This window comes from Pseudomonas morbosilactucae, from assembly GCF_023241715.1.
Classification (GTDB): Bacteria; Pseudomonadota; Gammaproteobacteria; order Pseudomonadales; family Pseudomonadaceae; genus Aquipseudomonas; species Aquipseudomonas morbosilactucae.
In genome coordinates this window covers 1-20,516 of sequence record NZ_JALQCW010000084.1, presented here as the reverse complement: position 1 = coordinate 20,516, position 20,516 = coordinate 1, and the positions used below count along the sequence as shown (strand labels likewise).

Below are 20,516 nucleotides of genomic sequence, written 5' to 3'. Positions count from 1 at the left end.
CATGACCTCGACCATTGATGTGCGCCTCAAGCTCGACTATCCGGCGTTCAGCCTAGACCTGGACCTGCACCTGCCCGGGCGTGGCGTCACCGCGCTGTACGGCCATTCCGGCTCCGGCAAGACCAGTTGCCTGCGCTGCATCGCCGGTCTTGAACGCGCGCCCGAGGGCTTGGTGCGGATCAATGACGAGGTCTGGCAGGACAGCCACAAAGGCCTGTTTTTGCCGCCGCACAAACGCGCCCTGGGTTATGTATTCCAGGAAGCCAGCCTGTTCCCCCACCTGTCGGTGCGCGGCAACCTGGAGTTCGGCCTGCGACGCATTGCCCGCCATCAGCGCCGAGTGGACATGGCCCACGCCACCGAACTGCTCGGCATCGGCCATCTGCTGGAACGCCATCCGCAACATCTGTCCGGCGGCGAGCGCCAGCGCGTCGGCATTGCCCGCGCCCTGCTCACCAGCCCCCGGTTACTGCTGATGGACGAACCCCTGGCGGCCCTCGATGCCAAGCGTAAAAGCGAGATCCTGCCGTACCTCGAACGCCTGCACGACGAGCTGGATATTCCACTGCTGTATGTCAGCCACGCCCAGGATGAAGTGGCGCGCCTGGCCGACCACATCGTCCTGCTCAACGAGGGCAAAGCCCTGGCCAGCGGACCGATCGGCGAAACCCTGGCACGTCTCGACCTGCCCCTGGCCTTGGGAGACGAGGCTGGCGTGGTGATCGAGGGCCAAGTCATCCGCTACGACTCCCACTACCAACTGTTGACCCTGCAGTTACCGGGCAGCCAGCTCAATGTGCGGGTGGCTCACGCGCCCCTCGCCGTGGGCAAGCACTTGAGGTTCAAGGTCCAGGCTCGAGACGTCAGCCTGAGCCTGCAGGCCGGGGAGCACAGCAGCATCCTCAATCGCTTGCCGGTCAGCGTCAGCAGTGAAATCGCTGCCGACAACAGCGCCCACGTGCTGGTGCGCCTGGACGCAGCGGGCACCCCGCTGCTGGCGCGGATCACCCGTTTCTCCCGGGACCAGTTGGCGGTGCACCCGGGCCAGGCGCTCTGGGCACAGATCAAGGCCGTGGCAGTGCTGGCCTGAATCACCGCCAACGCTGGGGCACCAACGGGCAGGGCTTGCGGTCAATCTGCAAAGAGGCCCCACCCTTTGCCAAGGAACCCCGCCATGCCCGACCGCGCCCCGTCCGAACCGCCGGTTCCCGCCGGCCTGCATTACGTCGATGACCGTCAGCCGGGCATCCGGCGCAAAAAGCGTCGGGGCGGTTTCAGCTACGTCGATGCCCAGGGCGGCGTCATCAAGGACCCGGACGAGCTGCAACGGATCAACGCCCTGGCTGTCCCTCCGGCGTACAGCGACGTGTGGATCTGCGCCGACCCGCGAGGCCATCTGCAAGCCACTGGGCGCGATGCCCGGGGACGCAAGCAATACCGCTATCACCCGCGCTGGCGCGAAGTGCGCGATGCCGACAAATACTCGCGTCTGCTGCAGTTCGGCAGAGCCCTGCCCAAGTTGCGGCAGCACCTGGACGACCTACTGAGCGAACCCGGGTTCAGCCGCACCAAGGTCCTGGCCACGGTCATCAGCCTGCTGGATGCCACCCTGATCCGGGTCGGTAACCGCGAGTACGCGCGGGACAACCGCTCCTATGGCTTGACCACCTTGCGCAGCAAGCATGTGGCGATCAAAGGCCCGGACATCCTCTTCCAGTTTCGTGGCAAGAGCGGCATCGAGCATCAGATCACCGTCAAGGACCGCCGCCTGGCGCGCATCGTCAAGCGCTGCATGGAGCTGCCGGGGCAAGACCTGTTCCAGTACCTGGACGAGGACGGCCAGCGGCGCAGCATCAGCTCCTCGGACGTCAATGCGTACCTGCATGAACTCACCGGCGCCGACTTCACCGCCAAGGATTACCGCACCTGGGCCGGCAGCAGCCAGGCCCTGGCCCAGCTACGGGAACTGCATTGGGAGCCGGAAACGCAAGCGAGGAAGCACATCGTCGAAGCCGTGAAAAATGTGGCCAAACAGCTGGGCAACACACCCGCAGTGTGCCGGCGTTGCTATATCCACCCGGCGCTACTGGACAGCTTTCTGCTCGGCGAACTGGCGACGCTGCCCAAGCCTCGGGTGCGCAAGGGCTTGAAAGCCGAGGAAGTCGGCCTGGCGATGTTTCTCGAACGCTTGCTTAAAACCTGACCGGGCAGACGGGGTTGTCACGCCTGCTTACTGCGCGCTAGGCTACGCCCCTCCCCACCGTCCCAGGACGATTGCCGACGTGAATCACTAAGCCTTCCAGAATGCCCTCGCGACAAGCCAGTCCCTGCGCTTGTTGGTTTCCCCTGCATTTTTTGGAGGTGCTGATGACTCAGGTCACACGGCAACCTGCGCTGATTTCCCTGAATCAGCTGACTTATCGCTTCGCCCATGGCGAAACTCTGTTCGACTCACTGAACCTCAGCTTCGACCGTCGCCCCACGGCCATCATCGGACGCAACGGCAGCGGTAAGTCGCTGCTCGCCCGCCTGCTCGCCGGGGAACTGCAGCCGTCGTCGGGCAGCATCAGCCGCCACGGCAGCCTGGCCTATGTCGCCCAGGATCTCGCCATCACCGCGGCCCACAGCGTGGCCGAACTCGCCGGAGTTGCGCCGACCTTGCAAGCGCTAAAGCGCTTGGCAGCAGGCGAGGCATCGTTGATGGATTTGCAGCAGGTGGACGAGCGCTGGGACCTCGCCGAGCGCATGGCGCAGATGCTCGATGGCGCCGGCCTCGGCCACCTGCGCGCCGAGGACTCGGCCGCCAGCCTCAGCGGTGGGCAGCGGGCTCGGGTAGCGATGATCGGCGCCCTGCTCAGCGATGCCGACCTTTTGCTGCTGGACGAACCCAGCAATCACCTGGACCGTGCCGGGCGGCACTGGTTGACCCAGCAATTGCAAGCCTGGCGCGGCGGGCTGATTGTGATCAGCCATGATCGCCCACTGCTCGACACCGTGCAGTGCATCGTCGAAATCAGCGCCCAGGGCGTGCAACGCCACAGCGGCAGCCATGCTGAATTCCTGGCCAGGCGCCAAGCACAAGACAGCGCCAGCCAGGCCGCGCTGGAACAGGCGCGCAGCCAACGTAGCCGCGAGCGCAAACGCCTGCAACAGGAGCACGACAGCATCCAGCGACATGCCGCCCTGTCCCGCAAGCAGGCGATGACGGCCAATGTCGCAGGTTTTGAACGGGCCCAGCTCAAAGGCGCGGCGCGGGACATCATGGGCAAGGTGCGCCACGCCCATCAGGACCACAAATCGAACCTCGACGCCCAGGTGCGTACGGCCTATGAACGGGTCTTGGCCGATGCCCCGGTGCTGCTCAACCTTCCGGCCAGCGCCGTGCCCAGCGGGCAGCAGGTGCTCTCCCTGGAGCGCGCGCAACTGCCCTGGTTGCCGCCGACAGCGCCCTCAAGCTACCTGACCTGCCACATCAAAGGCCCGGCCCGGGTCATCCTCAGCGGGCCCAATGGCTGTGGCAAATCCACCTTGTTGAAGATGCTCGCCGGCGAATGCGTGCCGCTGAGCGGGCGGTGCACGGTGTCTGTCAGTTGCGCCTACCTCGATCAGTCGCTGGCGCAACTAGCCCCCCAACGCTCAGTGCTCGAACAACTACTGACCGCCAACGGCCCCGGGGATGAAAGCGCCTTGCGCAATCACCTGGCCCACCTGCAACTCTCACCCCGGCAGGTGACACGACCCAGTGGTTTATTGAGTGGCGGCGAGCGCCTGAAAGCCGCACTGACCAGCGCCGTGTGGCGCCCTCTTCCAGCCAAGCTGCTGTTGTTGGATGAGCCTACCAACCATCTGGACCTGGCATCGGTACAGGCCTTCGAAACGGCCTTGCGGGACTTTCCCGGAGCGCTGCTGGTGGCCTCCCACGATCAGGCGTTTATCGATGCGCTCGAACCCACCCATCACCTGTTGTGGACGCCTGAAGGGTGGTACTTGCACGAGGCCGCGCCATGAACTCTCCGCCACCGCACCGACTCAGCGGTATTGGGCGTGATAATCTTCGCGCCCCGATAATCGACACGGATCGTTACCCCATGAAGTTCGGATACACCATCGTTTATGTGCCTGACGTCGAGGCGTCGCTGCAGTTTTTCGAACAGGCCTTTGGCTTCAGCCGGCGCTTCCTGCATGAGTCCGGCACCTATGGCGAATTGGAGAGCGGCGAAACCACCCTCGCCTTCGCCGACCACCAACTGGCCGAGATGAATTTCCGCAGCGGCCATGTGGCGGCTCATTCATCGCCACAACCGCTGGGCATGGAACTGGGCCTGGTGACCGACGAGGTTCAAGCCGCCCATGCCAAGGCCCTGGCCCAGGGCGCCAGCGAACTCTCGCCCCCAAGCCTCAAGCCTTGGGGCCAGACCGTGTCCTACCTGCGCTGCCCGGACGGCACCCTGGTGGAGCTCTGTACACCCATCGCGGGGTAACCGCCGCAGGGCATCGCAGGTTCAACTCACTTGAGCTTGACCGCGGTGCCCGTGACAAACACCGTCACCATGCCTTTGCCACCGCCGCCCATGCTGATCTCAAAATCCAGCCCCAGCACAGCGTCCGCCTGTAACTGGCGAGCCCGCGCCTTGATCTCGTCGGTGGCCTGAATCCGAGCCTCCTTCAATGCACGCTCCAGGGTCTGTGAGCGACCGCCGAAGACGTCCCGCACCGCGCTGAACAAATCACGCACCAGGTTGACCCCCTGCACCGACTCTGCGCTGACGATGTCCAGGTACGCGGCAATTTCCCGACCCTCGATGTGCTGTGTGGTGGTGACAATCATCGGCAACTCCCTTGCCCTTGGAGGGCTTGCAAAAAGCCGCCATCTTAGCGTGAAGCCTGGCGAAGATCGTTGTTCACAACGGCGTTTTTTCGTTTGCCTCATCCAGGCACAACAACATTGTGGGCAATTCACCTGGCCCCAAAAACACCGAACGTTGAACCACCCTGGAGGTCCTAAAACTATGGGATCGCCAACGACCAACAGGCCCAGGACCTGCGTCACTCAGGATAGACAGGGATAGTCTTCGGCCAATCGGCCAGTGCGGCTCCATGGACAGCAAACGCCTAAACAGGCGCCGCCGTCCCGCAGTCCAGGTGGGCATGGCAGGCTGTTTCCCATGCCCCGCACTTATCAGGAAGGAGACGCACTATGGTCATTCACTTCAAGGTTGCCGGGCATCTTGCCTGCGGCCATCACGGTTCCCACCTCAGTTCCACCACTGAACTGACACGGGTCAAATGCCGCACCTGCCGAGGCACCGAAGCCTTCAAGGAAGCCCGCCGCACTCAACGCAACGCCGCCCGCAGAGCCGCACGTAAAAACAAGGCAACCACCACCGCCAATGACTGGCGCAGCGCCTGGATCCAGCGCTTGAGCGCGATGTCCGGCAGGCAGCGCCTGCCACGCGGCTTTACCGACCAGCCTTTTGTCTAAGCGAGCACTGTGCCCGCTTAACGATGCACCCGACGTGCCGGCCAAGATGAAATTTCTTTCACCCACCGTTAAAAAGGCGCTGTGTATAGTCGCCCTGCTCATTCAAGCAACTACGTTCGCCCGCACTCTCCCGCGGGCTTTTTTTTGCCTTGAAAAAAGTGAGCCGAGGTCACCACAAAAGGAGCTGAAGGCTGGCGTTGATCAGTAGCGAAATACCGGCTTTCCACTCGAGCGAGTGCCGTAGCCCAATGATTTATAGAGCTTTTTCAGCTTCCAAAAAAATCACCACACGGCCTTCAATTACACTCACTGACCTTGCTTCATGGGTGCGGGGTGTATATATTCCTCACCCTGCTGCAAGGCACTGGCATCGCTTGACGCTGATCAAGACATCCCAGGCCGCTTTATCGCGCTACCGCCCGAATGGCGAAACTGGTAGACGCATGGGACTTAAAATCCCCCGCTCGTAAGGGCGTGCCGGTTCGATTCCGGCTTCGGGCACCATCTATATCAAGGGCTTGCGTGATTAACCTCATGCAGGCCCTTGTTGTTTATGCTCCGCAATTTTTAGGCTACACCGCAATCCCCACTCCACGGCGTCCTGCCGATCGAACATCTATCCCCCATAGATAGCAAATAGACATCATCATGGTAGTCTTGGCGGCTACTCCCAAGCTTCAAGGATCGAAAATGAAAAAGCTAATTCTGGTTGCGACACTGGCCGCGCTTGGACCCACCGCGGCCTTTGCGTCCAGCAATGTTGGCCAGTGCGTTTACCCTAAAACGACTATCGCAAAAGATGGAAGCCTCAATTTCAAGCAGCCAATCGTAATTTTCAGCGAACCGAATACTCAGGCAGGCAATTCTGTACTGAAGACCTTTAGCGCCTTCACTATTGGGGCAGAAGCTAATGGCTTCGTGCAGCTACTGACTGTCCCTGATTACGACGCCGCAGATCCAGAGCGTGACGCAGGCAAAGTCTTTGGCTGGGCGAAGATAAAAGACTTCGACCACCAGGCTCTGCGCAACTGCACTTGATTGAAGTTTTGCTCGGCCAGCCTGATTAACAGGCTGGCTGAAGGCACTGCTTAAAACTCTCCTCCGCTGTTCCGCCGACGGAACACAACCCCCTATTTCCCAAGACCGCCATAAGCCTGCTCGCAGATCACTCCCCTGCCCCGACTTTGATCAGCATCTGCTGCCAGGTCTCCCGCTCTTTCATCAGCGCGCTTTCCACTCATCGTCCATCGTCGAGCGGCCGTGCTGGTAGAGGCCCCAAAAGGCCATGGCCGCCAGCGCAAGGCAGATCGCCGCACCTGCGGTGCGAAGACTGATCACGCCAGCACCTTCAGGGCCGACTCATACAGCGCCCTGCGATCCTCGGCACCCTTAGGCCTCCTTCCAGGCTTGCCGGTATTGATGATGCTGCCGATGTCTTGGATGGCTCCGGCATCCGCCAGGCTGTTGAGCCCGTTCACGTAGAAGAAACATGCGGCAGACAGCACGGCGTACCGAGGCTGCTCAAGCAGCTCTGGTTGGCTGATGAGATCAACGCCCAGGCCATCACCGCAGCGCTTGTAATTCGCCCGACCGGTTACTTGGCTCAACCCGCGTCCGCGGTAAGTCCAGCCATCACCTGATGCAGTGTTACCTAGGCTCTTCGCCCCCCAGGGCCACCGTAGAGGCAGTTCGCAATAGCCTGCTGATTGACAGCGCGGATCGGCGTGCGCCCAAAGGCCCGCGCATCCGACTCGCTGATGCGCTCACGGGAGAACCCCGTGATAAAGGCTTCGACTTTGTAATCGAGGCCTTCACGAACCCGGCGCAGGTGGCCGGACTCGTGACCTACCTGGGCAATGAAGGCCGCCATGCGTAGGCGAGTGACAACTCCGTACTTGCCCATAGCGGTATTCAAGACGGGCACAAATACGCCGGCAACTGGGCCGGCGTTCGGGAGGTTCTGCAGCAACTGCTGCTCATTGATTGGCATTCGCTTTCTCCAGGCGAAAAAAAGCCCGCTTATCGCGGGCAATCTGATGTTCCTCAATTCATTTATTGATAAGGCAATAAGTGACCTTGTATCAATCAGACGTGGCTACCATTTATACGGAAGAACTTCGGCGAGCCTCACGAGAACATCCCGTGGATCACTACGGTTCGTACTGGCGCCAACAAGATACTTAACTACCCCGTCTTCAATCTCGACGGCCTTAACGACATGGGGATAGTCCCAGCCCTGCAGCGTCACAACCTGGCCAATTACAGGCGGCCAAGTCATAACTTCATCGTCAGGGCGATTCACAATCTCCAGTATTTCACTCAATGTTTCAGATATGGAGTTTAGTGAAGCATTAACGGGCAGCAGACGATCCTCACCCGAATCCTCAGCCTGTACCACATCCGAAAGGGAGCGTTGAATGTCGTCTAACCCCTCCAGAGATTCGGAGCCAACGATTCGAAGCTGAGATTCAATTGACCCCAGAGCTGACTTTATTTCTCTGATTTTCCAATCCAGACTTAACCCGTCTACCAGCCTGTATACATCATCTGCGTTGTACATCAGCGCTTCTCCTTTTAACGGCGAACCACTGTACCGGAGCAGCGCTAGGATGTTCCAGTGCTCCACGGGCTTGCACCTAATCAGCCCCCTCACCTTCGATGACGCTGGCAGAACGATTTCGGCTATGCCGGTGCGAAGTTGTCGTCGTCCGCATAGACGCGAACGTCGTAGTTCACAACCGAGACCTTGAAACTCGCGGTGCCGCTGGGTGTAACGTCGGTGATCAGCGCGGGGTAGCACCAGCGCCCCTCCGGCCCGAACTGCAAAACCGGTGGCTCACTCCGGCCTTCAAGGTCCGGCACAAAGTCCAGGGTGGGAATCGTGAAGCGGTAGTCATCAATTCGCGTGGCCACGTAAGGCCCTAAGGCCGTGCCATTCTTGCGACGAACCGCCACCAGGTGGACGCCGCCAGCACTCCAGTCGAACGGCTGCGACGACTTGATCAGGAACGAACCGGACATTGGCGCGAACTCCTCCATCATCCCGCTCTGACAGTATCCTGGAACGTTGTCGCCGAGCGCCGCATAGGCCAGATACTCGCTGTTGAGTGCGTCCAGCTCAGTGGAGAAACCGTAGGTCTTGCGACGATAGATGTGCGCCCTTCTCTGCCGCATACCAATGCGCCAGGCCCTGTCTCGGTTGGTCACGCCTTCCAGCTTGATCTTGTCAACGCGCAGCCCGACATCCCCTGGCAGGCGGCACTCCACGGTTTCCTTCTGCCAGGTCTTTGAGTCGGTGTACTCAACATCAACACCGTCGTAGTCATCGATCGTGCTCGAATTGAATTCCCGGGAAAGCGACTCCTTCATAATCTGAGGGTTGTAGATGTGATCGAAGGCAACACCGCGGGCCTCGTACCGCATCTGCCGCCCTTGTTGAAGTCGATTTTTTGCCGATTCGCCGCATCCGCGCCTCCGGCCGGATAGCCACTGGCAGCTCCAAGGTCTCGGTAAATCCGATCTGATCAAGAGTTCGCTCGACGTATCGCTTGCAGATATCAAGTCGATCAAGCGGCCTCTGTTCACCATCACCTTAGTCCTGTCGCCCGAGCGTGTGATCGTCGACAACGAACAGGCAATACCTGATGAGTTTGTTTCGTTGAAAAGCGTGATCACTCCGGACAAGAAAACAATCGCCACCCGCCTCAAGGAAATCCGCGATCACAACGAAGCCGTGCGCAAGCGAATGGCCGCCGGCGAGGACGCGGAAGCCGAACTTCTGGAAGAACCAAGCTGGGCTCACCTGGAGCGCGGCGAAAGCTCGATTCGCCTCAAGTGAGGTAACCATGATCAGCATCCTACAGAACGAAGTCGAACGGCGGCGCCCGCTCCATGATGAGTTGACCGAACAGATGGCCGAGCTCATGGCGCGCGGTGGCCAGATCGAAGTCGGGCCACCGAGCGGCTACAAGCCAAAGGAAATCACCTACAGCAACCAGATGCCTCCGGCACCCAAGCCGCTTGTTCGCCGTCGGGTTGAAGCTGCTCCTCTGCCGCCGCCTCCACTTAATCCGCGCACGGAAAAGCGAATGAGGAATGTCGAGCGAGCAATCGCTCTGGCCTCAACTCACACCCAATCCGAGGCTTTAGCCATCCTGGGCATCAGCAGGCGAACCCTATGCAGCATGGCTCAAGAACATGGGATCAAGTTCAAGAAGCCAGCGCGTGGTGGGGCCAACGGTGCTGAGCGGTCGGAACAGCTGGAAGCCCGAGAAGCGAAGTATGCCGAGAGGATTCGAGCCTTCCTGGAACTGGGCATTACCCGGCGTCAGTGTTGCGGAAGGCTGGCGATCAGCAACAAGGCCTTTGAACGGATCATCGGCGCCCACGGCATCGACTACCCCAAAGCTCGCCAAGGCACTTCATGCGCCGCATAGCCCGTATCAAAGCGATGTAGCAGTTCATTTGTCCAGATTCAGTACATGGTGCATCCGTAAGCCAATTATTTCCCGCAACCAAGCAGTGTGAAACTCCATTTCCTCCAGAGAAGTACCCTCAGCCAATCGATATTCAAGCTCTTTGTCCCTCGGCCCCTGACACACGACGCTAAAATAGCCATGACGGTCATAACTGGCTAACACGTAAGGGCTGATACAAATAATGTCGCTAAATGGCACCTGCACCTCGGTGGGCTTACGACCGCGACGGGTGACCGTGAGGGTCAGCAGTTGCTGGTTTTCGTCGAACGTGAAGGCCAGCACTCTAGCAGCAGAGGACATCCACGCGAAGACCAGCCCCATGAGCACAACAGAACCACACAGGAACTGGATGAGCGACGACGTTGTGAGGCTAGACCCATCGCTGCTCGGTTCACCTGGTATCGCTTCGAACCCGAGAAGGAGCAGTATCGTCAGCACTAAGCCGGGCAACAACCAAAGCACCACAAAACTGAAACCAAAAATGGCCGCCCCCGTGCTGCCAACGGTCAGTAAGTCCGGGCCGCGATGCCAAATAGGGGGGTGGGCGGCTGGGCTTTCAGTGCTTGACGCGACTTGAGGCGTTGCGACGCGGTGAGGTGGACTTTGACGATTCATCTAGCAGGCTCCAGGGGTGCTGCTTAGACAGTACCACTACTGCCAGACAGTCTGGCCCAAGGGCATCAGGCTTTTTCACGCCGCCTCGGTGCCCACCTGCCAACGCGAGCCAATAAGGGTGATGACAAATAGACGCACACAGTGGACTAGAAAAGGTAGGCCATGGCTACCGAACAGAAAGAACGCACGGCCAGACTTGCCGGGAATACTTGCGCAACCCTGCAGGCCCAACGTCACCGCGACCGTAAAACCGCCTACCACCATCCGTTTCTCCATCACGTGCTTCCATGTTGTTTGGCCGTCAATGGCCTGGCCGCGATGGGGTCGGCGCGAGTCTATAGGAATGATGGCAATTAGACATAATTCCTTTTGAGTCCTACGCGCTGCGCAGCCCTGCCCCAGAAATGACCGCACAGGAACAGATCCCCCAAACACCGTCCTACCAGCAACGCCGTAAAAATCCACCGGCGGACAATTGAGTGCTGATAATAATTCTTATTGGCGATTAAGATACGTTATTACATCTCAAGCCAAGCAGGAGCCTCACCATGAAAGTGCTGTCATCGCTCAAGGAAGCCAAAAACCGCCATCGGGACTGCCAGATCGTCAAGCGTCGGGGGCGGATTTATGTGATTTGCAAATCCAACCCGCGCTTCAAGGCCAGGCAAGGGGGCGCCAAGAACAAAAACAAAGGCTGAAGATCGGTAGGAAGATCGGCGAGGCCAGTGCAGATGAAACACATCTGGCCTCGCCCTTGATGAACGAGTCAAACGTCTTGGGTGCCTTCCTCACCCGAGCAAGCGATCCGGAAACGTCAGCCCTGGGCTAACGCCCTGTCAACCGGCATAGCTGCTGAAACCACCGGCGAAAGCTCTACGCCCTGCCTTGATTTCGGTGCGTAATTCGCCGATCAGATTGGAGATTGACCTGACGCTGGTGAGGTCGCTGGTAGATACGCCAGGGAGCAACAGCTCGACGCGCCCCGACTCGGAGTCGAAGATCTTGATCGTCAGGGAGCCATTGCCGTTGACCGTGCAATGGCAAGACAGGGGAAGAAAGCCGGATTCCACAATGTGGCAAAGCTCAACAATGGCAAGCATGGCGTCCTCCGGCTGCACCGGCGTTTGGGATTCAACCGATTCAGCGTAGGTCAGCCTGGGCCCGCGCGCATTGGCCACCCCCGGGAAATATGCCAACTGGCTCGCAGTTCACGCAGTTAAAGAGGGCCCAAGCCACTCCATCGCCCCTTGGTCGCCTTGGCATGGCGTGATCGTAGGATTTTTTCAGCATCATCCCTATGAATCCGCACCCGACCTTTGCTAGGTTGAACGCCATGAACGCTCACTGCCCAGCAACTCGCACCGCAATGATTAGCCCCATCGACGCCGTGGTGGGCTAGCGCTGTTCAACGAACACCCAACCCGCCTCAGAGGCGGGTTTTTATTCCCGGCCCTCTGAGGTTTCGCCCCCAGGAGACCGACCATGCACCACCCTTCCCCCGCCGTCCTGCACTTGCTCTGCGGCAAGATTGCCTCGGGCAAATCCACCCTGGCACACCAACTCGCCCAGGCACCAAGCACAGTCTTGGTCTGTGAGGATCAATGGCTGGCGCAGTTATACCCTGGCGCCATCGCCACCCTCGCCGACTACCAGCTCCATGCGCAGCGCCTGTGCGCCGCCATGGAACCACTGGTCATTGCATTGCTGAGAGCGGGAACCAGCGTGGTCATGGATTTTCCAGCCAACACCGTGGCGCAACGTGCCTGGCTCAGGGGATTGGCGGACAACGCCCAGGCCGAGCATGCGTTGCATGTGCTGGCCATCGACGACGAGGTCTGCCTGGCGCGGCTGCGGGAAAGAAACCAGCGTGGCGATCATCCTTTCGCCACCGATGAGGCGGCATTTCGACTGATTTCCAGTTACTTCGTCGAGCCCCACGCCGATGAGCAATTGCATGAGGTTCGTTATTAGCAGGCCTGGGCCTCATCAGCAAAGCTGAGGGGCCAAAAAGGCAAATTTCAGGCAAAAAAAAGCCCAAGTAGCTGATGGAAACTTGGGGCTTAAAAATGCATAAACCGTGGTAGGTGAACGCGACGCAATCTTATCTCAGCCCAACACCTGTAACAATATGTTTTCGTAAAAAAAACGCAGAAAAAATCATCTAAGTCATTCAATAACCACACTTTTTTCGCGGCAACGATAAAATATTCCCGCACCATTTAAAGGGTTTCCACGTTCATTCTTGCGTTCTGTCGCGCAAACTACAGCCCGTGCCTCCAGCGGTAAAACGGCAGCAAGCGGCACGCACCTGCTGCCTGGGCCTGATGCTCATCAGAAGGTGATGGCAGTGCCTGGATAAAACAGCGTGTTCAACACGATCAGGGCCAGCCAGAGACCGATTTCCAGGGTCTCGGAAAGGGGCTGGACTTTCCTGATCGCGCCATAGATATGCACGACGGCCATCAATAAGAACACCAGATACAACACATCAAAGGCGTAACTATCATGAATACCGTTCATAACGGAGTGCAACATGATGATTTCCACCACCAGAATAAAAGCGCCCAAACATCGACCGAAATAAACAGCCAAGTGACGCTCTTGGGGAATCGCCCAGCCCATTAACCTGGCCCATTGCAAGGGCGCCAAAAAGATAGGCAAAGCAAAAAACAAGGTTGTCACGATCATTAATGTGGCGAGGTACTCTTTACTGTATATCGAAAAAAAACCCAACATGCTCTATTCCCTGTTTTTATTATCAATAAACATACAGGGCAATAGTTGCAGCTCCTTATTGAGTTTTCCAATCAGAAAACCAAAAACAGGACTAAAGAGAGTTCAGTGATTAGAAAACTGTACTAAGGATTGAGCAGTCCATGGGCATCCTTGCTACAGGCACTACGAACAGACAATTACGCGCTCGGACGACGCGCAGAACCGCTCTGCTATTTCCCTCGCCACTTGGGTGCCGTCAACGATCAACGCTTGCTGCTCAAAAATGGACGAACAGTTTTTAACTCCATGCTTAAGCTTCGCTGTATAAGACGTGGCGAAACGTTCAATACAGAAGCCGATGTTAGTGCCAGGGAGATCGTTACAGTGGACAGGGAAATTATTTTAATGCGTCATGGCCAACCGAACCTGGCTGAGGTCAAGCCGATTTCAGCGCGGGATATGAAGCACTGGATTGAGCATTACGACCTCTCGGAAATCACTGCCCAACCCGCACCGCAAACCAGTGTGGAACTGGCCGTTAATGCCAGCGTCATCGTATCCAGCACCGCGCCGCGGGCACTGACATCCGTTCGGGCACTGGGCCTTCAACCAAGCATCGTGGATGAAGTTTTCTGCGAGGCGAAATTGCCCTATGGACGCTGGACCCGACCGCGACTTTCGCCGTTTACCTGGGCCTTTATTCTTCGAATTTTATGGCTGTGCGGTTTCTCAGGGAACGTCGAGTCCGCCCAAAAGGCAAAGTTGCGAGCCAAAGAGGCTGCCGAACACCTGGCATCCGTGAGCGGCGAAGGCCCGGTTCTTTTGCTCGGTCATGGGTTCATGAATCGAATGATTGCCAAACAATTGGAAGCTGCCGGATGGACGCGCCATCACAGCAGCGGTAGCCGGTACTGGAGCGCGACAACCTATCGAACCGGTCAGCGTTGAAGCGCGGGCGCGCACGGTCCAAATGCTGAGGGTGGTCATGATTAAGCGGGCTGCCGATGACGCAACCTCAACTAAGCGTCATGCAGCATGCGGTCCGAGATAACACCCGAGAAGGTTTTCTGCACCGGGCCGCTCAGAAACACCGCCCCCACGCCGTCCCATTGCACCGTCACCGTGCCGCCATCACATTCAACGTCGACGCGGTGGTCCAGCAGGCCACGACGAATGCCATTGACCACCGCACCGCAGGAGCAGGAACCAGAACCCAGAGGAATAGCGCCACCCCGTTCCCAAATACGCAGCCGAATGTGCTGGCGGTCAATGACCTGGACAAAATGCACGTTGGTCCGGAGCGGGAACAGAGGGTGGTTTTCGATGGTCGGCCCGATTGTCGCGATATCAACGTCGCTCAGGTCATCGACAAAATAAGTGCAGTGAGGATTGCCCATGCTGCAGGCCGCCGGGTCGCCCGCCAGAGGCAACAATGCCGTGTTCAGCTCTTGCGCCAGGGGAATCTCCGACCAGGCAAAAAACGGCTCCCCCATGTTGACCGAAATGGCACCGGTTGACGTTCGCTCACAGGTCAGCAGCCCACGCTGGGTGCGCAGGATGACCGACGCCTGGGTTGATTCACGCATCAATAAATCGGCAACACCGCGCGTCGCACTGCCACACACATCCAGCGTCGAGCCATCGGCATTCCAGAACATCACCCGCGCTGCGGCATCTTCACAATCGAGCACCACTGCGATCTGGTTGAAGCCAATACCTCGGTTTCGATCCCCAAACCGCCGAGCCAGGGCGCTGGTCATGGGGTTGGCTGAATCTCTCGAATCGACAATGACGAAGTCATCGCCATTGGCGTGCATTTTAAGAAACCTCAGCGGCATAGATAGACAGACCTTAAGCGGCGGGACAGGCCGTGAATTGACGGTTGACGACGATCTAACCGTCATTCGCATAACCTTTGCAAGCACAGGGTCGCTCCACCTCTCCATCCGCCCTACCCAGACCATCATCCGCACCCTTCGCCGAACACCTGGAAACAACCTCTTGATTGCCAAGCCATGAGGCGTCTGTTTGCATGCCAGCCCCAACGTTCAGCAAACAGGTCAAGGAGACGATTAATGAAAACGATGGTGATCGGCGCAAGCAAAGGGTTAGGCAGAGCCTTGATCGACGGATTGGGTGAACCAGGGGACACCTTGATAGGTGTGTCTCGGACCCGCCCCGAAAACCTGATAGCTCAAGCGGGTGTCGAGGTGCAGTGGCTGGAAGCCAACCTTGGCGAACCGGCAAAGGCTGCGCAGATCATCGAACAGGCGGTGGTGGACGGCGGGCTGGATACGCTGATCTACAACCTGGGCATCTGGGAAGCGTTCGCCTTTGACCCGGCGTACGACTTCCTGGAGGACCACGACGACCAGGTGGAAAACATCGTCAACTGCAACATCACGTCGACCATTATTCTGATCAAGCGCCTGCTTCCGGTGCTGCTCAAAAGCGCGAACCCCAAGATCATATTGACCGGGTCGACTTCCGGTTTGCCGCAAAGTGGACGACCCGAAGTCACCTTTGGCGCCTCCAAGTTCGCGTTGCGAGGTATCGCCGATGCGCTGCGTGAAGGGTACCGGCAGCAACGCCTGGGGGTGACCTGCTTGAACCTCGGCTACCTGAATACCGAAGACCCGCTGAACACGCCAAGAGCGCTCGCCGAGCAGCGCGGTGAAGGTCATTCAATTCCCGTGCACGACGTCGTCCAGGTGGTACGCATGGCCTTGAGCCTGTCTTCAGCAAGCTTCGTCAAGGAAATCACCTTGCCAGCAATATTCGATGAGCGCTTCTGATAGCGGGATCCCCCCACCAGAAGATGCCCGGGCCGGCTGCTGCGGTTGATGACCATCAGCAATCGACCCAAGGCAGAGACCCTACTCCCCTGCTTCTACAGGTCCCTCCTACCTGGCTTTCGAATAAAAACGGACCACGCGTAAACCTGTAAAAACGCCAAGGATCGGCGCGATCGCGAACACGCCAAATAGCCAGCCCGCAGCGCTGGCCGTGCCGACAACGCCTCCAGGGTCAGAGAGGCCGGCAACGTTGGCCACCATGCCGGCCAGGGCCGCGCCAAGGGCGGTGGCGAACAACTGCACGGTGGTAATCGACGCTGCTGCCAGGTCCTGCTCGCCCGCCGAGGCGACCTGAAACACCCGAGTCAACAGGTGCGGCCAGGCCAGCCCCACACCCAAGCCAATGGCAACGAGCGCCAGGCAGATCGGCGAGAGCGCCCACCAGCCCCCCTCGCTTTCGACTCGCATCAGAACGGCAAGCGCCACCATGCCGGCCAGTCCAATAACCGGGCCTGCAAGGATCGCACGCCCGATATTTTTGCCGCTCGCCCCGGCGCTTGCGATGGACCCCAGGGTCCATCCGGCCGCCATGAGCGCTGCGAGATAGCCAGCGACTAGTGGGGATTGGTGGTGTAGGACTTGGAGGAACAGCGGTACGAATATTTCACCACTGGTAATGGCCACCGCCAGCAGTGACATCGTTGCATACAGCGCCCCCAGTGTTGTGGTGATGCGAAATGCACCCGTTGGCAGCAGCCTATGGCGGGCACGGCTCTCTGTGCCTATCAGTAGGGCCGTCAGAATGGCGGCGACTGCAATGCCCCCGATGTTCCAGGAAAGGATTGAAGAGACGCTGGCCGCCGAAACCACGAGGACTGCCGACGTCAAGAGAACCAGTTGGGCCAGTGGGAGCGGCGGGCGTTGAGCGTTATTGGCACTGCGTTTAGGCAGCGCGGCAACAGCCAGCAAGGCGAACAGTGCGGCAACCGGAATGAGCAACCAGAACGCCATTCGCCATACGCCGAGCTCAGCAAAAACCCCGCCTACAGCCGGACCAACCAGCGTTGCCACCCCCCACATGCCGGAGACCAATGCCATTGCGCGCGGCCATAAGGCCTCCTCGAAAACCAGCCGGATCATCGCGTAAGACAGTGCAAACAGAAAACCGCCGCCCAGCCCCTGAACAAAACGCCCAGCGAGCATAACGGGCATTGATGGGGCAAACGCACAGACGAACGTGCCGAGGGCAAACACCAAGGTGGCAATGATGTACGCGCCGCGCGGCCCCGCGCTGACCAGCAACCGCGCCGACAGCGCTGAACCGAGGATCGAGGCCGCGACGAACAGCGTGGTGTTCCACGCGTAATAGTCGATGCCGCCAAGGTCCCTGACAACAGAAGGCAGAATGGTGGTGGCGATATACACATTGATCGCATGGAGGACGACGCCTCCCGCCAGCGCAAGCGAGCGCACGCCATTCCTGCCAGACAGCAAGGCGGCCCAAGCGTTTTTTGGAGGACAGACCTCCCTGAAGGCACTGGCCTCTACAGTCGATTGTGAATAGTGATCAGCTGGCACATCAGGCTTTTCCATATGGACCCCACGTCGAGATTTCACTCGCAGCGGCGAATGAAGGCTTGCAAAGGCAAACCGACACTCCTTATAAAACCTCATGTATAGATGAGGTCAACATGGAGTAGGCATTTATGATCGATGTTCGCGTGCCACTGTCGGTAGGAGAGCTCGCCCGCCGATGCGGCGTCACCATCGCGACCGTGCACTTCTACGAAGCCAAGGGCCTCATTCACGGACAACGAAGCGCAGGTAACCAGCGTCGTTATGCCCGGGATACTCTTCGCCGAATTGCCATTATCAAGATCGCGAAACGCGCGGGCATTCCCTTGGCCACGATCAAGGACGCCCTGGATGGGCTTCCCTCGGGACGCCCTCTGACAACCAGAGATTGGACGCACCTCTCCACACTCTGGAGAGACATGCTGACTGAACGGATCCACAGCCTCACCCAGCTTCGCGATCAACTCGACGGTTGTATCGGCTGCGGCTGTCTCTCTATGGACGACTGCCCTCTTCGCAATCCCGGTGATCGTTTGAGCCAGCTAGGGGAAGGAGCCGTCTTACTGGAGAAAGACTCCGTGCCCACGAAGTGATTGATCGGTTGAGTCCATAGGGCTGTCAGGATTGCCCGCCGGATGCCTAAATTATTTCAGGCACTTTTCAAAACGAACATCACCCTCTGGCAAGTGCTCCACAGGCCGCCAGCCGAGGTTCCGGTAAAAGCCATTCGCGCGGCTTGCCTCGGCGGTTTCTAGCCAGATGGTCTGGTGGTGTTGAAACAGAAAGGCTTCCGCTCTCTCCATCAGCCTACGCCCGAACCCGAGCCCTTCGAATTCGGGCAGAACGAAGGCCGCAAACACACAACCCTCCTCGACATCCGCCATGGAAAAACCTACGGGGACGCCATCGACCTCCGCGACCCAGGCGCAGGGTGCTTCTAGAATTGCCTGCCCGATAGCCTCGGGAGTGATGCCCATTTCCGTTAACTGATCATGGGATAAATGGTTTTCCTGAACGCTGGTTCGAATATAAAAAATGGCATTGATATCGCCTTGGTTAGCAAGCCTGATTGCTTTTTTCATGAGGTCCTCTTTTATACCCTGTCCTTGATGGAAACGTTCCTTACAGACCTGACGCATTCCACGAAGGCCGTCCGCGTGCCGGGAAAAGTCATTTTGGATAGCTGAGTTTTTCAAAAAAACCGATGGCTTCTTCAACGAATGCCCGAAGATTAGCGGTCCTCTGCCGATCCGCTCTATAGACCAGGCTCAACGGCAGCGAGGGGCCCTCGTAGTCGCGTAGCACCGGCACTAGCAAGCCGCTTGCAATAGCATCTGCCAGGGTATCTTCATCACCAAGAACGATCCCGAAACTGTTCACTCCAGCCGTGATCAACGCCCGCATATCGTTAACCGATAAGCGACTCTTGAAACGTGCCTCATGGGGTTCGCCATCTTTCGAGAAGCGCCAACACTCTTCAGAAGTTCGATCTGAAAACATGTAGGAAACACAGTTGTGATGGGCTAAATCCTCAGGGATTTCAGGTACGCCAAATTTCTCAATGTAGGTTGGTGATGCACAAGCCAACAACTGATATTTCTTTAGTTTTCGCCTGACCAATGAATCAGATTCAAGTCCAATACCGCCTACGCGTATAGCGGCTTCATAACCCTCGTTGGTCAGATCAACGAAACGTTCTGTCAGTGTCAATGAGATTTCTATTTTGGGGTAGCGCTCAAGAAACAGCTGGATGAACGTCATAAAACTACCCGCCCCGAAATTGATCGGGGCACTTATGCGTAATCGACCGCTCGGCTCATGTAGAGCCTCGTTCGCCATCGACTCAGCCGCTTCCGTCTCAGCGAGGATGAGCCTGCATCTTTCCAGATAGCGCGTACCAAATTCCGTGACACTTTGGCGCCGCGTAGTTCGATTTAAAAGACGAACCCCCAGGCGACTTTCCAACGCTTGCACATGCTTCGCGACCATTTGCGGCGATATCGCAAGTTTCTCTCCTGCCGCTGCGTAGGACCCCGCATCCGCCGCCGCCACGAACGCCTCCATCGCTTTTAACCTATCCACATTAACAACCTGGTTGAGCGAATGATGCTCACAATCCTATGTTTATCTCCCATTCTTGTGCAATTAAGATTTAAACGCGTGCTCTGACTGTCGGGTGATCAGCGCCAACACTAATGGGCAAGCGTCTTGCGCCTTGTTGATGCCCCTCACCCAAGTGGTCGTCGCTGCCGGCTCCAGCAGCCTCATCGTCGACCGCCTCGGTCTTTCAAGCGTTTCCCGAATGGGAGGACGTTGGTGAAGGGGTGTTTGTTTTTTAGCGACGACCCTGTGCCTGCACGTCATCCATCAACGCCAAATTTCACTAGAGAACAGAGAACGGAACCCCATGAACGCAACAAAGGACCTCACACTAAGGTTGCTGTTCCCGCAATGGCAGGGCGGCAACAATCCCCCCTACTACTTTGGCGCTCAACTCCTCTCCTGGCTTGCACCCAACCCATCCGGCCCGGTCGCCGAAGTTAAAGTCGAAGTGCCCACTAATGATCCACTGCCGCTGGAAGATGGCATCTTGGGGCGTAGCGCATTGCTCAAACAAATGCACAACGCCCGAACATTGATTGATCAATATGCACCGGACAGGATTGTTGTTTTGGGCGGTGACTGCCTCGTAGATTTGGCGCCGTTCGCTTACTTGAATGAGCGATATGACGGAGACCTTGCGGTGCTTTGGGTGGACGCCCACCCCGATGTTTTGACGCCCAAGGACTTTTCAAACGCACACGCCATGGTCTTGGGCAATTTGCTCGGTGAAGGTGATGCGGACTTTGTGGGCGC

General features: G+C 58.2%; 24 protein-coding genes, 1 tRNA gene and 2 pseudogenes. 15 read left to right on the top strand and 12 right to left on the bottom strand.

The window, feature by feature from the left end; genetic code table 11:
* Window position 1: 1 nt before the first annotated feature.
* The 4 genes from modC (at window position 2) to M1B34_RS27585 (ending at window position 4,481) form a co-directional block, all read left to right on the top strand.
* The gene (modC, locus tag M1B34_RS27600; RefSeq protein ID WP_268266778.1) at window positions 2-1,090 is read left to right on the top strand and encodes a molybdenum ABC transporter ATP-binding protein; all 1,089 of its coding nucleotides are present in this window, start codon (window positions 2-4) and stop codon (window positions 1,088-1,090) included.
* A gap of 84 nt (window positions 1,091-1,174) precedes the next feature.
* The gene (locus M1B34_RS27595) at window positions 1,175-2,203 is read left to right on the top strand and encodes a DNA topoisomerase IB (protein WP_268266777.1); all 1,029 of its coding nucleotides are present in this window, start codon (window positions 1,175-1,177) and stop codon (window positions 2,201-2,203) included.
* 164 nt (window positions 2,204-2,367) lie between these two features.
* A complete protein-coding gene (locus M1B34_RS27590; protein WP_268266776.1) occupies window positions 2,368-4,008 on the top strand; it encodes an ABC-F family ATP-binding cassette domain-containing protein in 1,641 nt (546 codons plus the stop codon).
* A gap of 80 nt (window positions 4,009-4,088) precedes the next feature.
* On the top strand, window positions 4,089-4,481 hold the full coding sequence (locus M1B34_RS27585) for a VOC family protein (RefSeq protein ID WP_268266775.1): 393 nt from the start codon (window positions 4,089-4,091) through the stop codon (window positions 4,479-4,481).
* Between the two features lie 26 nt (window positions 4,482-4,507).
* Here M1B34_RS27585 and M1B34_RS27580 read toward each other — a convergent pair whose 3' ends face one another.
* Window positions 4,508-4,828, bottom strand: coding sequence for a YbjQ family protein (locus tag M1B34_RS27580; RefSeq protein WP_268266774.1), 321 nt, complete (start codon window positions 4,826-4,828; stop codon window positions 4,508-4,510).
* Between the two features lie 369 nt (window positions 4,829-5,197).
* Here M1B34_RS27580 and M1B34_RS27575 point away from each other — a divergent pair, with 369 nt between their 5' ends.
* The 3 genes from M1B34_RS27575 to M1B34_RS27565 all read left to right on the top strand — a co-directional run bounded on the left by M1B34_RS27575 (window position 5,198) and on the right by M1B34_RS27565 (window position 6,520).
* The gene (locus M1B34_RS27575) at window positions 5,198-5,482 is read left to right on the top strand and encodes a hypothetical protein (RefSeq protein WP_268266773.1); all 285 of its coding nucleotides are present in this window, start codon (window positions 5,198-5,200) and stop codon (window positions 5,480-5,482) included.
* 417 nt (window positions 5,483-5,899) lie between these two features.
* Window positions 5,900-5,986: transfer RNA gene (locus M1B34_RS27570), tRNA-Leu, on the top strand.
* A 186-nt stretch (window positions 5,987-6,172) separates the two neighbouring features.
* Window positions 6,173-6,520 (top strand): hypothetical protein, encoded by a 348-nt coding sequence (locus M1B34_RS27565; RefSeq protein WP_268266772.1) that lies wholly within the window; start codon window positions 6,173-6,175, stop codon window positions 6,518-6,520.
* Window positions 6,521-6,816: 296 nt separating this feature from the next.
* Here M1B34_RS27565 and M1B34_RS34185 read toward each other — a convergent pair.
* From M1B34_RS34185 to M1B34_RS27545, 3 genes and pseudogenes are all read right to left on the bottom strand, one after another.
* Window positions 6,817-7,472: pseudogene (locus M1B34_RS34185) on the bottom strand (glycoside hydrolase family 19 protein).
* 105 nt (window positions 7,473-7,577) lie between these two features.
* Window positions 7,578-8,042 (bottom strand): hypothetical protein, encoded by a 465-nt coding sequence (locus M1B34_RS27550; protein ID WP_268266771.1) that lies wholly within the window; start codon window positions 8,040-8,042, stop codon window positions 7,578-7,580.
* A 122-nt stretch (window positions 8,043-8,164) separates the two neighbouring features.
* Complete coding sequence (locus M1B34_RS27545; protein WP_268266770.1) at window positions 8,165-8,905, bottom strand: host specificity factor TipJ family phage tail protein; 741 nt, start codon at window positions 8,903-8,905, stop codon at window positions 8,165-8,167.
* A 127-nt stretch (window positions 8,906-9,032) separates the two neighbouring features.
* Between M1B34_RS27545 and M1B34_RS27540 the strand changes: the two are divergent.
* Window positions 9,033-9,320: pseudogene (locus M1B34_RS27540) on the top strand (siphovirus Gp157 family protein); the annotation flags it as partial.
* Window positions 9,321-9,327: 7 nt separating this feature from the next.
* Window positions 9,328-9,918, top strand: a complete 591-nt coding sequence (locus M1B34_RS27535) for a hypothetical protein (protein ID WP_268266769.1) — start codon at window positions 9,328-9,330, stop codon at window positions 9,916-9,918.
* Window positions 9,919-9,942: 24 nt separating this feature from the next.
* On the opposite strand, the gene M1B34_RS27530 is transcribed toward M1B34_RS27535, so the two are convergent.
* Window positions 9,943-10,575, bottom strand: a complete 633-nt coding sequence (locus tag M1B34_RS27530) for a hypothetical protein (protein ID WP_268266768.1) — start codon at window positions 10,573-10,575, stop codon at window positions 9,943-9,945.
* A 75-nt stretch (window positions 10,576-10,650) separates the two neighbouring features.
* A complete protein-coding gene (locus M1B34_RS27525; RefSeq protein WP_123333506.1) occupies window positions 10,651-10,851 on the bottom strand; it encodes a hypothetical protein in 201 nt (66 codons plus the stop codon).
* A 272-nt stretch (window positions 10,852-11,123) separates the two neighbouring features.
* Here M1B34_RS27525 and ykgO point away from each other — a divergent pair, with 272 nt between their 5' ends.
* On the top strand, window positions 11,124-11,273 hold the full coding sequence (gene ykgO, locus M1B34_RS27520) for a type B 50S ribosomal protein L36 (protein ID WP_020297337.1): 150 nt from the start codon (window positions 11,124-11,126) through the stop codon (window positions 11,271-11,273).
* A 138-nt stretch (window positions 11,274-11,411) separates the two neighbouring features.
* Here the strand turns inward: ykgO and M1B34_RS27515 are convergent, their stop codons facing one another.
* The gene (locus M1B34_RS27515; protein ID WP_268266767.1) at window positions 11,412-11,675 is read right to left on the bottom strand and encodes a DUF1652 domain-containing protein; all 264 of its coding nucleotides are present in this window, start codon (window positions 11,673-11,675) and stop codon (window positions 11,412-11,414) included.
* A 382-nt stretch (window positions 11,676-12,057) separates the two neighbouring features.
* On the opposite strand from M1B34_RS27515, the gene M1B34_RS27510 reads away from it, so the two are divergent.
* The gene (locus M1B34_RS27510; RefSeq protein WP_268266766.1) at window positions 12,058-12,546 is read left to right on the top strand and encodes a P-loop nucleotide/nucleoside kinase family protein; all 489 of its coding nucleotides are present in this window, start codon (window positions 12,058-12,060) and stop codon (window positions 12,544-12,546) included.
* A gap of 360 nt (window positions 12,547-12,906) precedes the next feature.
* On the opposite strand, the gene M1B34_RS27505 is transcribed toward M1B34_RS27510, so the two are convergent.
* Entirely contained in the window at window positions 12,907-13,311 is a 405-nt protein-coding gene (locus tag M1B34_RS27505; protein WP_268266765.1) for a hypothetical protein, read from the bottom strand.
* A gap of 363 nt (window positions 13,312-13,674) precedes the next feature.
* Between M1B34_RS27505 and M1B34_RS27500 the strand changes: the two genes are divergently transcribed.
* Window positions 13,675-14,238: a histidine phosphatase family protein gene (locus M1B34_RS27500; protein ID WP_268266804.1), complete on the top strand. Its 564-nt coding sequence runs from the start codon at window positions 13,675-13,677 to the stop codon at window positions 14,236-14,238.
* A gap of 71 nt (window positions 14,239-14,309) precedes the next feature.
* On the opposite strand, the gene dapF is transcribed toward M1B34_RS27500, so the two are convergent.
* Window positions 14,310-15,128 (bottom strand): diaminopimelate epimerase, encoded by an 819-nt coding sequence (gene dapF, locus M1B34_RS27495; protein WP_268266764.1) that lies wholly within the window; start codon window positions 15,126-15,128, stop codon window positions 14,310-14,312.
* Window positions 15,129-15,365: 237 nt separating this feature from the next.
* On the opposite strand from dapF, the gene M1B34_RS27490 reads away from it, so the two are divergent.
* The gene (locus M1B34_RS27490) at window positions 15,366-16,085 is read left to right on the top strand and encodes an SDR family NAD(P)-dependent oxidoreductase (protein ID WP_268266763.1); all 720 of its coding nucleotides are present in this window, start codon (window positions 15,366-15,368) and stop codon (window positions 16,083-16,085) included.
* Window positions 16,086-16,193: 108 nt separating this feature from the next.
* Here M1B34_RS27490 and M1B34_RS27485 read toward each other — a convergent pair whose 3' ends face one another.
* The gene (locus tag M1B34_RS27485; protein ID WP_268266762.1) at window positions 16,194-17,678 is read right to left on the bottom strand and encodes an MFS transporter; all 1,485 of its coding nucleotides are present in this window, start codon (window positions 17,676-17,678) and stop codon (window positions 16,194-16,196) included.
* Window positions 17,679-17,791: 113 nt separating this feature from the next.
* Between M1B34_RS27485 and soxR the strand changes: the two genes are divergently transcribed.
* Window positions 17,792-18,253: a redox-sensitive transcriptional activator SoxR gene (gene soxR / locus M1B34_RS27480; RefSeq protein WP_268266761.1), complete on the top strand. Its 462-nt coding sequence runs from the start codon at window positions 17,792-17,794 to the stop codon at window positions 18,251-18,253.
* Between the two features lie 51 nt (window positions 18,254-18,304).
* Here soxR and M1B34_RS27475 read toward each other — a convergent pair whose 3' ends face one another.
* The gene (locus tag M1B34_RS27475) at window positions 18,305-18,742 is read right to left on the bottom strand and encodes a GNAT family N-acetyltransferase (RefSeq protein WP_268266760.1); all 438 of its coding nucleotides are present in this window, start codon (window positions 18,740-18,742) and stop codon (window positions 18,305-18,307) included.
* Between the two features lie 88 nt (window positions 18,743-18,830).
* The gene (locus tag M1B34_RS27470) at window positions 18,831-19,724 is read right to left on the bottom strand and encodes a LysR substrate-binding domain-containing protein (protein ID WP_268266759.1); all 894 of its coding nucleotides are present in this window, start codon (window positions 19,722-19,724) and stop codon (window positions 18,831-18,833) included.
* A gap of 343 nt (window positions 19,725-20,067) precedes the next feature.
* Between M1B34_RS27470 and M1B34_RS27465 the strand changes: the two genes are divergently transcribed.
* A partial coding sequence (locus M1B34_RS27465) for an arginase family protein (protein ID WP_268266758.1) occupies window positions 20,068-20,516 on the top strand: 449 nt, incomplete at its 3' end.

What these genes read in the sequence shown, in the direction of transcription:
- modC (WP_268266778.1), top strand. Translation starts at nt 2, where the DNA reads ATGACCTCGACCATTGATGTGCGCCTCAAGCTCGACTATCCGGCGTTC.
- M1B34_RS27595 (WP_268266777.1), top strand. Translation starts at nt 1,175, where the DNA reads ATGCCCGACCGCGCCCCGTCCGAACCGCCGGTTCCCGCCGGCCTGCAT.
- M1B34_RS27590 (WP_268266776.1), top strand. Translation starts at nt 2,368, where the DNA reads ATGACTCAGGTCACACGGCAACCTGCGCTGATTTCCCTGAATCAGCTG.
- M1B34_RS27585 (WP_268266775.1), top strand. Translation starts at nt 4,089, where the DNA reads ATGAAGTTCGGATACACCATCGTTTATGTGCCTGACGTCGAGGCGTCG.
- M1B34_RS27580 (WP_268266774.1), bottom strand. Translation starts at nt 4,828, where the DNA reads ATGATTGTCACCACCACACAGCACATCGAGGGTCGGGAAATTGCCGCG.
- M1B34_RS27575 (WP_268266773.1), top strand. Translation starts at nt 5,198, where the DNA reads ATGGTCATTCACTTCAAGGTTGCCGGGCATCTTGCCTGCGGCCATCAC.
- M1B34_RS27565 (WP_268266772.1), top strand. Translation starts at nt 6,173, where the DNA reads ATGAAAAAGCTAATTCTGGTTGCGACACTGGCCGCGCTTGGACCCACC.
- M1B34_RS27550 (WP_268266771.1), bottom strand. Translation starts at nt 8,042, where the DNA reads ATGTACAACGCAGATGATGTATACAGGCTGGTAGACGGGTTAAGTCTG.
- M1B34_RS27545 (WP_268266770.1), bottom strand. Translation starts at nt 8,905, where the DNA reads ATGCGGTACGAGGCCCGCGGTGTTGCCTTCGATCACATCTACAACCCT.
- M1B34_RS27535 (WP_268266769.1), top strand. Translation starts at nt 9,328, where the DNA reads ATGATCAGCATCCTACAGAACGAAGTCGAACGGCGGCGCCCGCTCCAT.
- M1B34_RS27530 (WP_268266768.1), bottom strand. Translation starts at nt 10,575, where the DNA reads ATGAATCGTCAAAGTCCACCTCACCGCGTCGCAACGCCTCAAGTCGCG.
- M1B34_RS27525 (WP_123333506.1), bottom strand. Translation starts at nt 10,851, where the DNA reads ATGGAGAAACGGATGGTGGTAGGCGGTTTTACGGTCGCGGTGACGTTG.
- ykgO (WP_020297337.1), top strand. Translation starts at nt 11,124, where the DNA reads ATGAAAGTGCTGTCATCGCTCAAGGAAGCCAAAAACCGCCATCGGGAC.
- M1B34_RS27515 (WP_268266767.1), bottom strand. Translation starts at nt 11,675, where the DNA reads ATGCTTGCCATTGTTGAGCTTTGCCACATTGTGGAATCCGGCTTTCTT.
- M1B34_RS27510 (WP_268266766.1), top strand. Translation starts at nt 12,058, where the DNA reads ATGCACCACCCTTCCCCCGCCGTCCTGCACTTGCTCTGCGGCAAGATT.
- M1B34_RS27505 (WP_268266765.1), bottom strand. Translation starts at nt 13,311, where the DNA reads ATGTTGGGTTTTTTTTCGATATACAGTAAAGAGTACCTCGCCACATTA.
- dapF (WP_268266764.1), bottom strand. Translation starts at nt 15,128, where the DNA reads ATGCCGCTGAGGTTTCTTAAAATGCACGCCAATGGCGATGACTTCGTC.
- M1B34_RS27490 (WP_268266763.1), top strand. Translation starts at nt 15,366, where the DNA reads ATGAAAACGATGGTGATCGGCGCAAGCAAAGGGTTAGGCAGAGCCTTG.
- M1B34_RS27485 (WP_268266762.1), bottom strand. Translation starts at nt 17,678, where the DNA reads ATGGAAAAGCCTGATGTGCCAGCTGATCACTATTCACAATCGACTGTA.
- soxR (WP_268266761.1), top strand. Translation starts at nt 17,792, where the DNA reads ATGATCGATGTTCGCGTGCCACTGTCGGTAGGAGAGCTCGCCCGCCGA.
- M1B34_RS27475 (WP_268266760.1), bottom strand. Translation starts at nt 18,742, where the DNA reads ATGAAAAAAGCAATCAGGCTTGCTAACCAAGGCGATATCAATGCCATT.
- M1B34_RS27470 (WP_268266759.1), bottom strand. Translation starts at nt 19,724, where the DNA reads ATGGAGGCGTTCGTGGCGGCGGCGGATGCGGGGTCCTACGCAGCGGCA.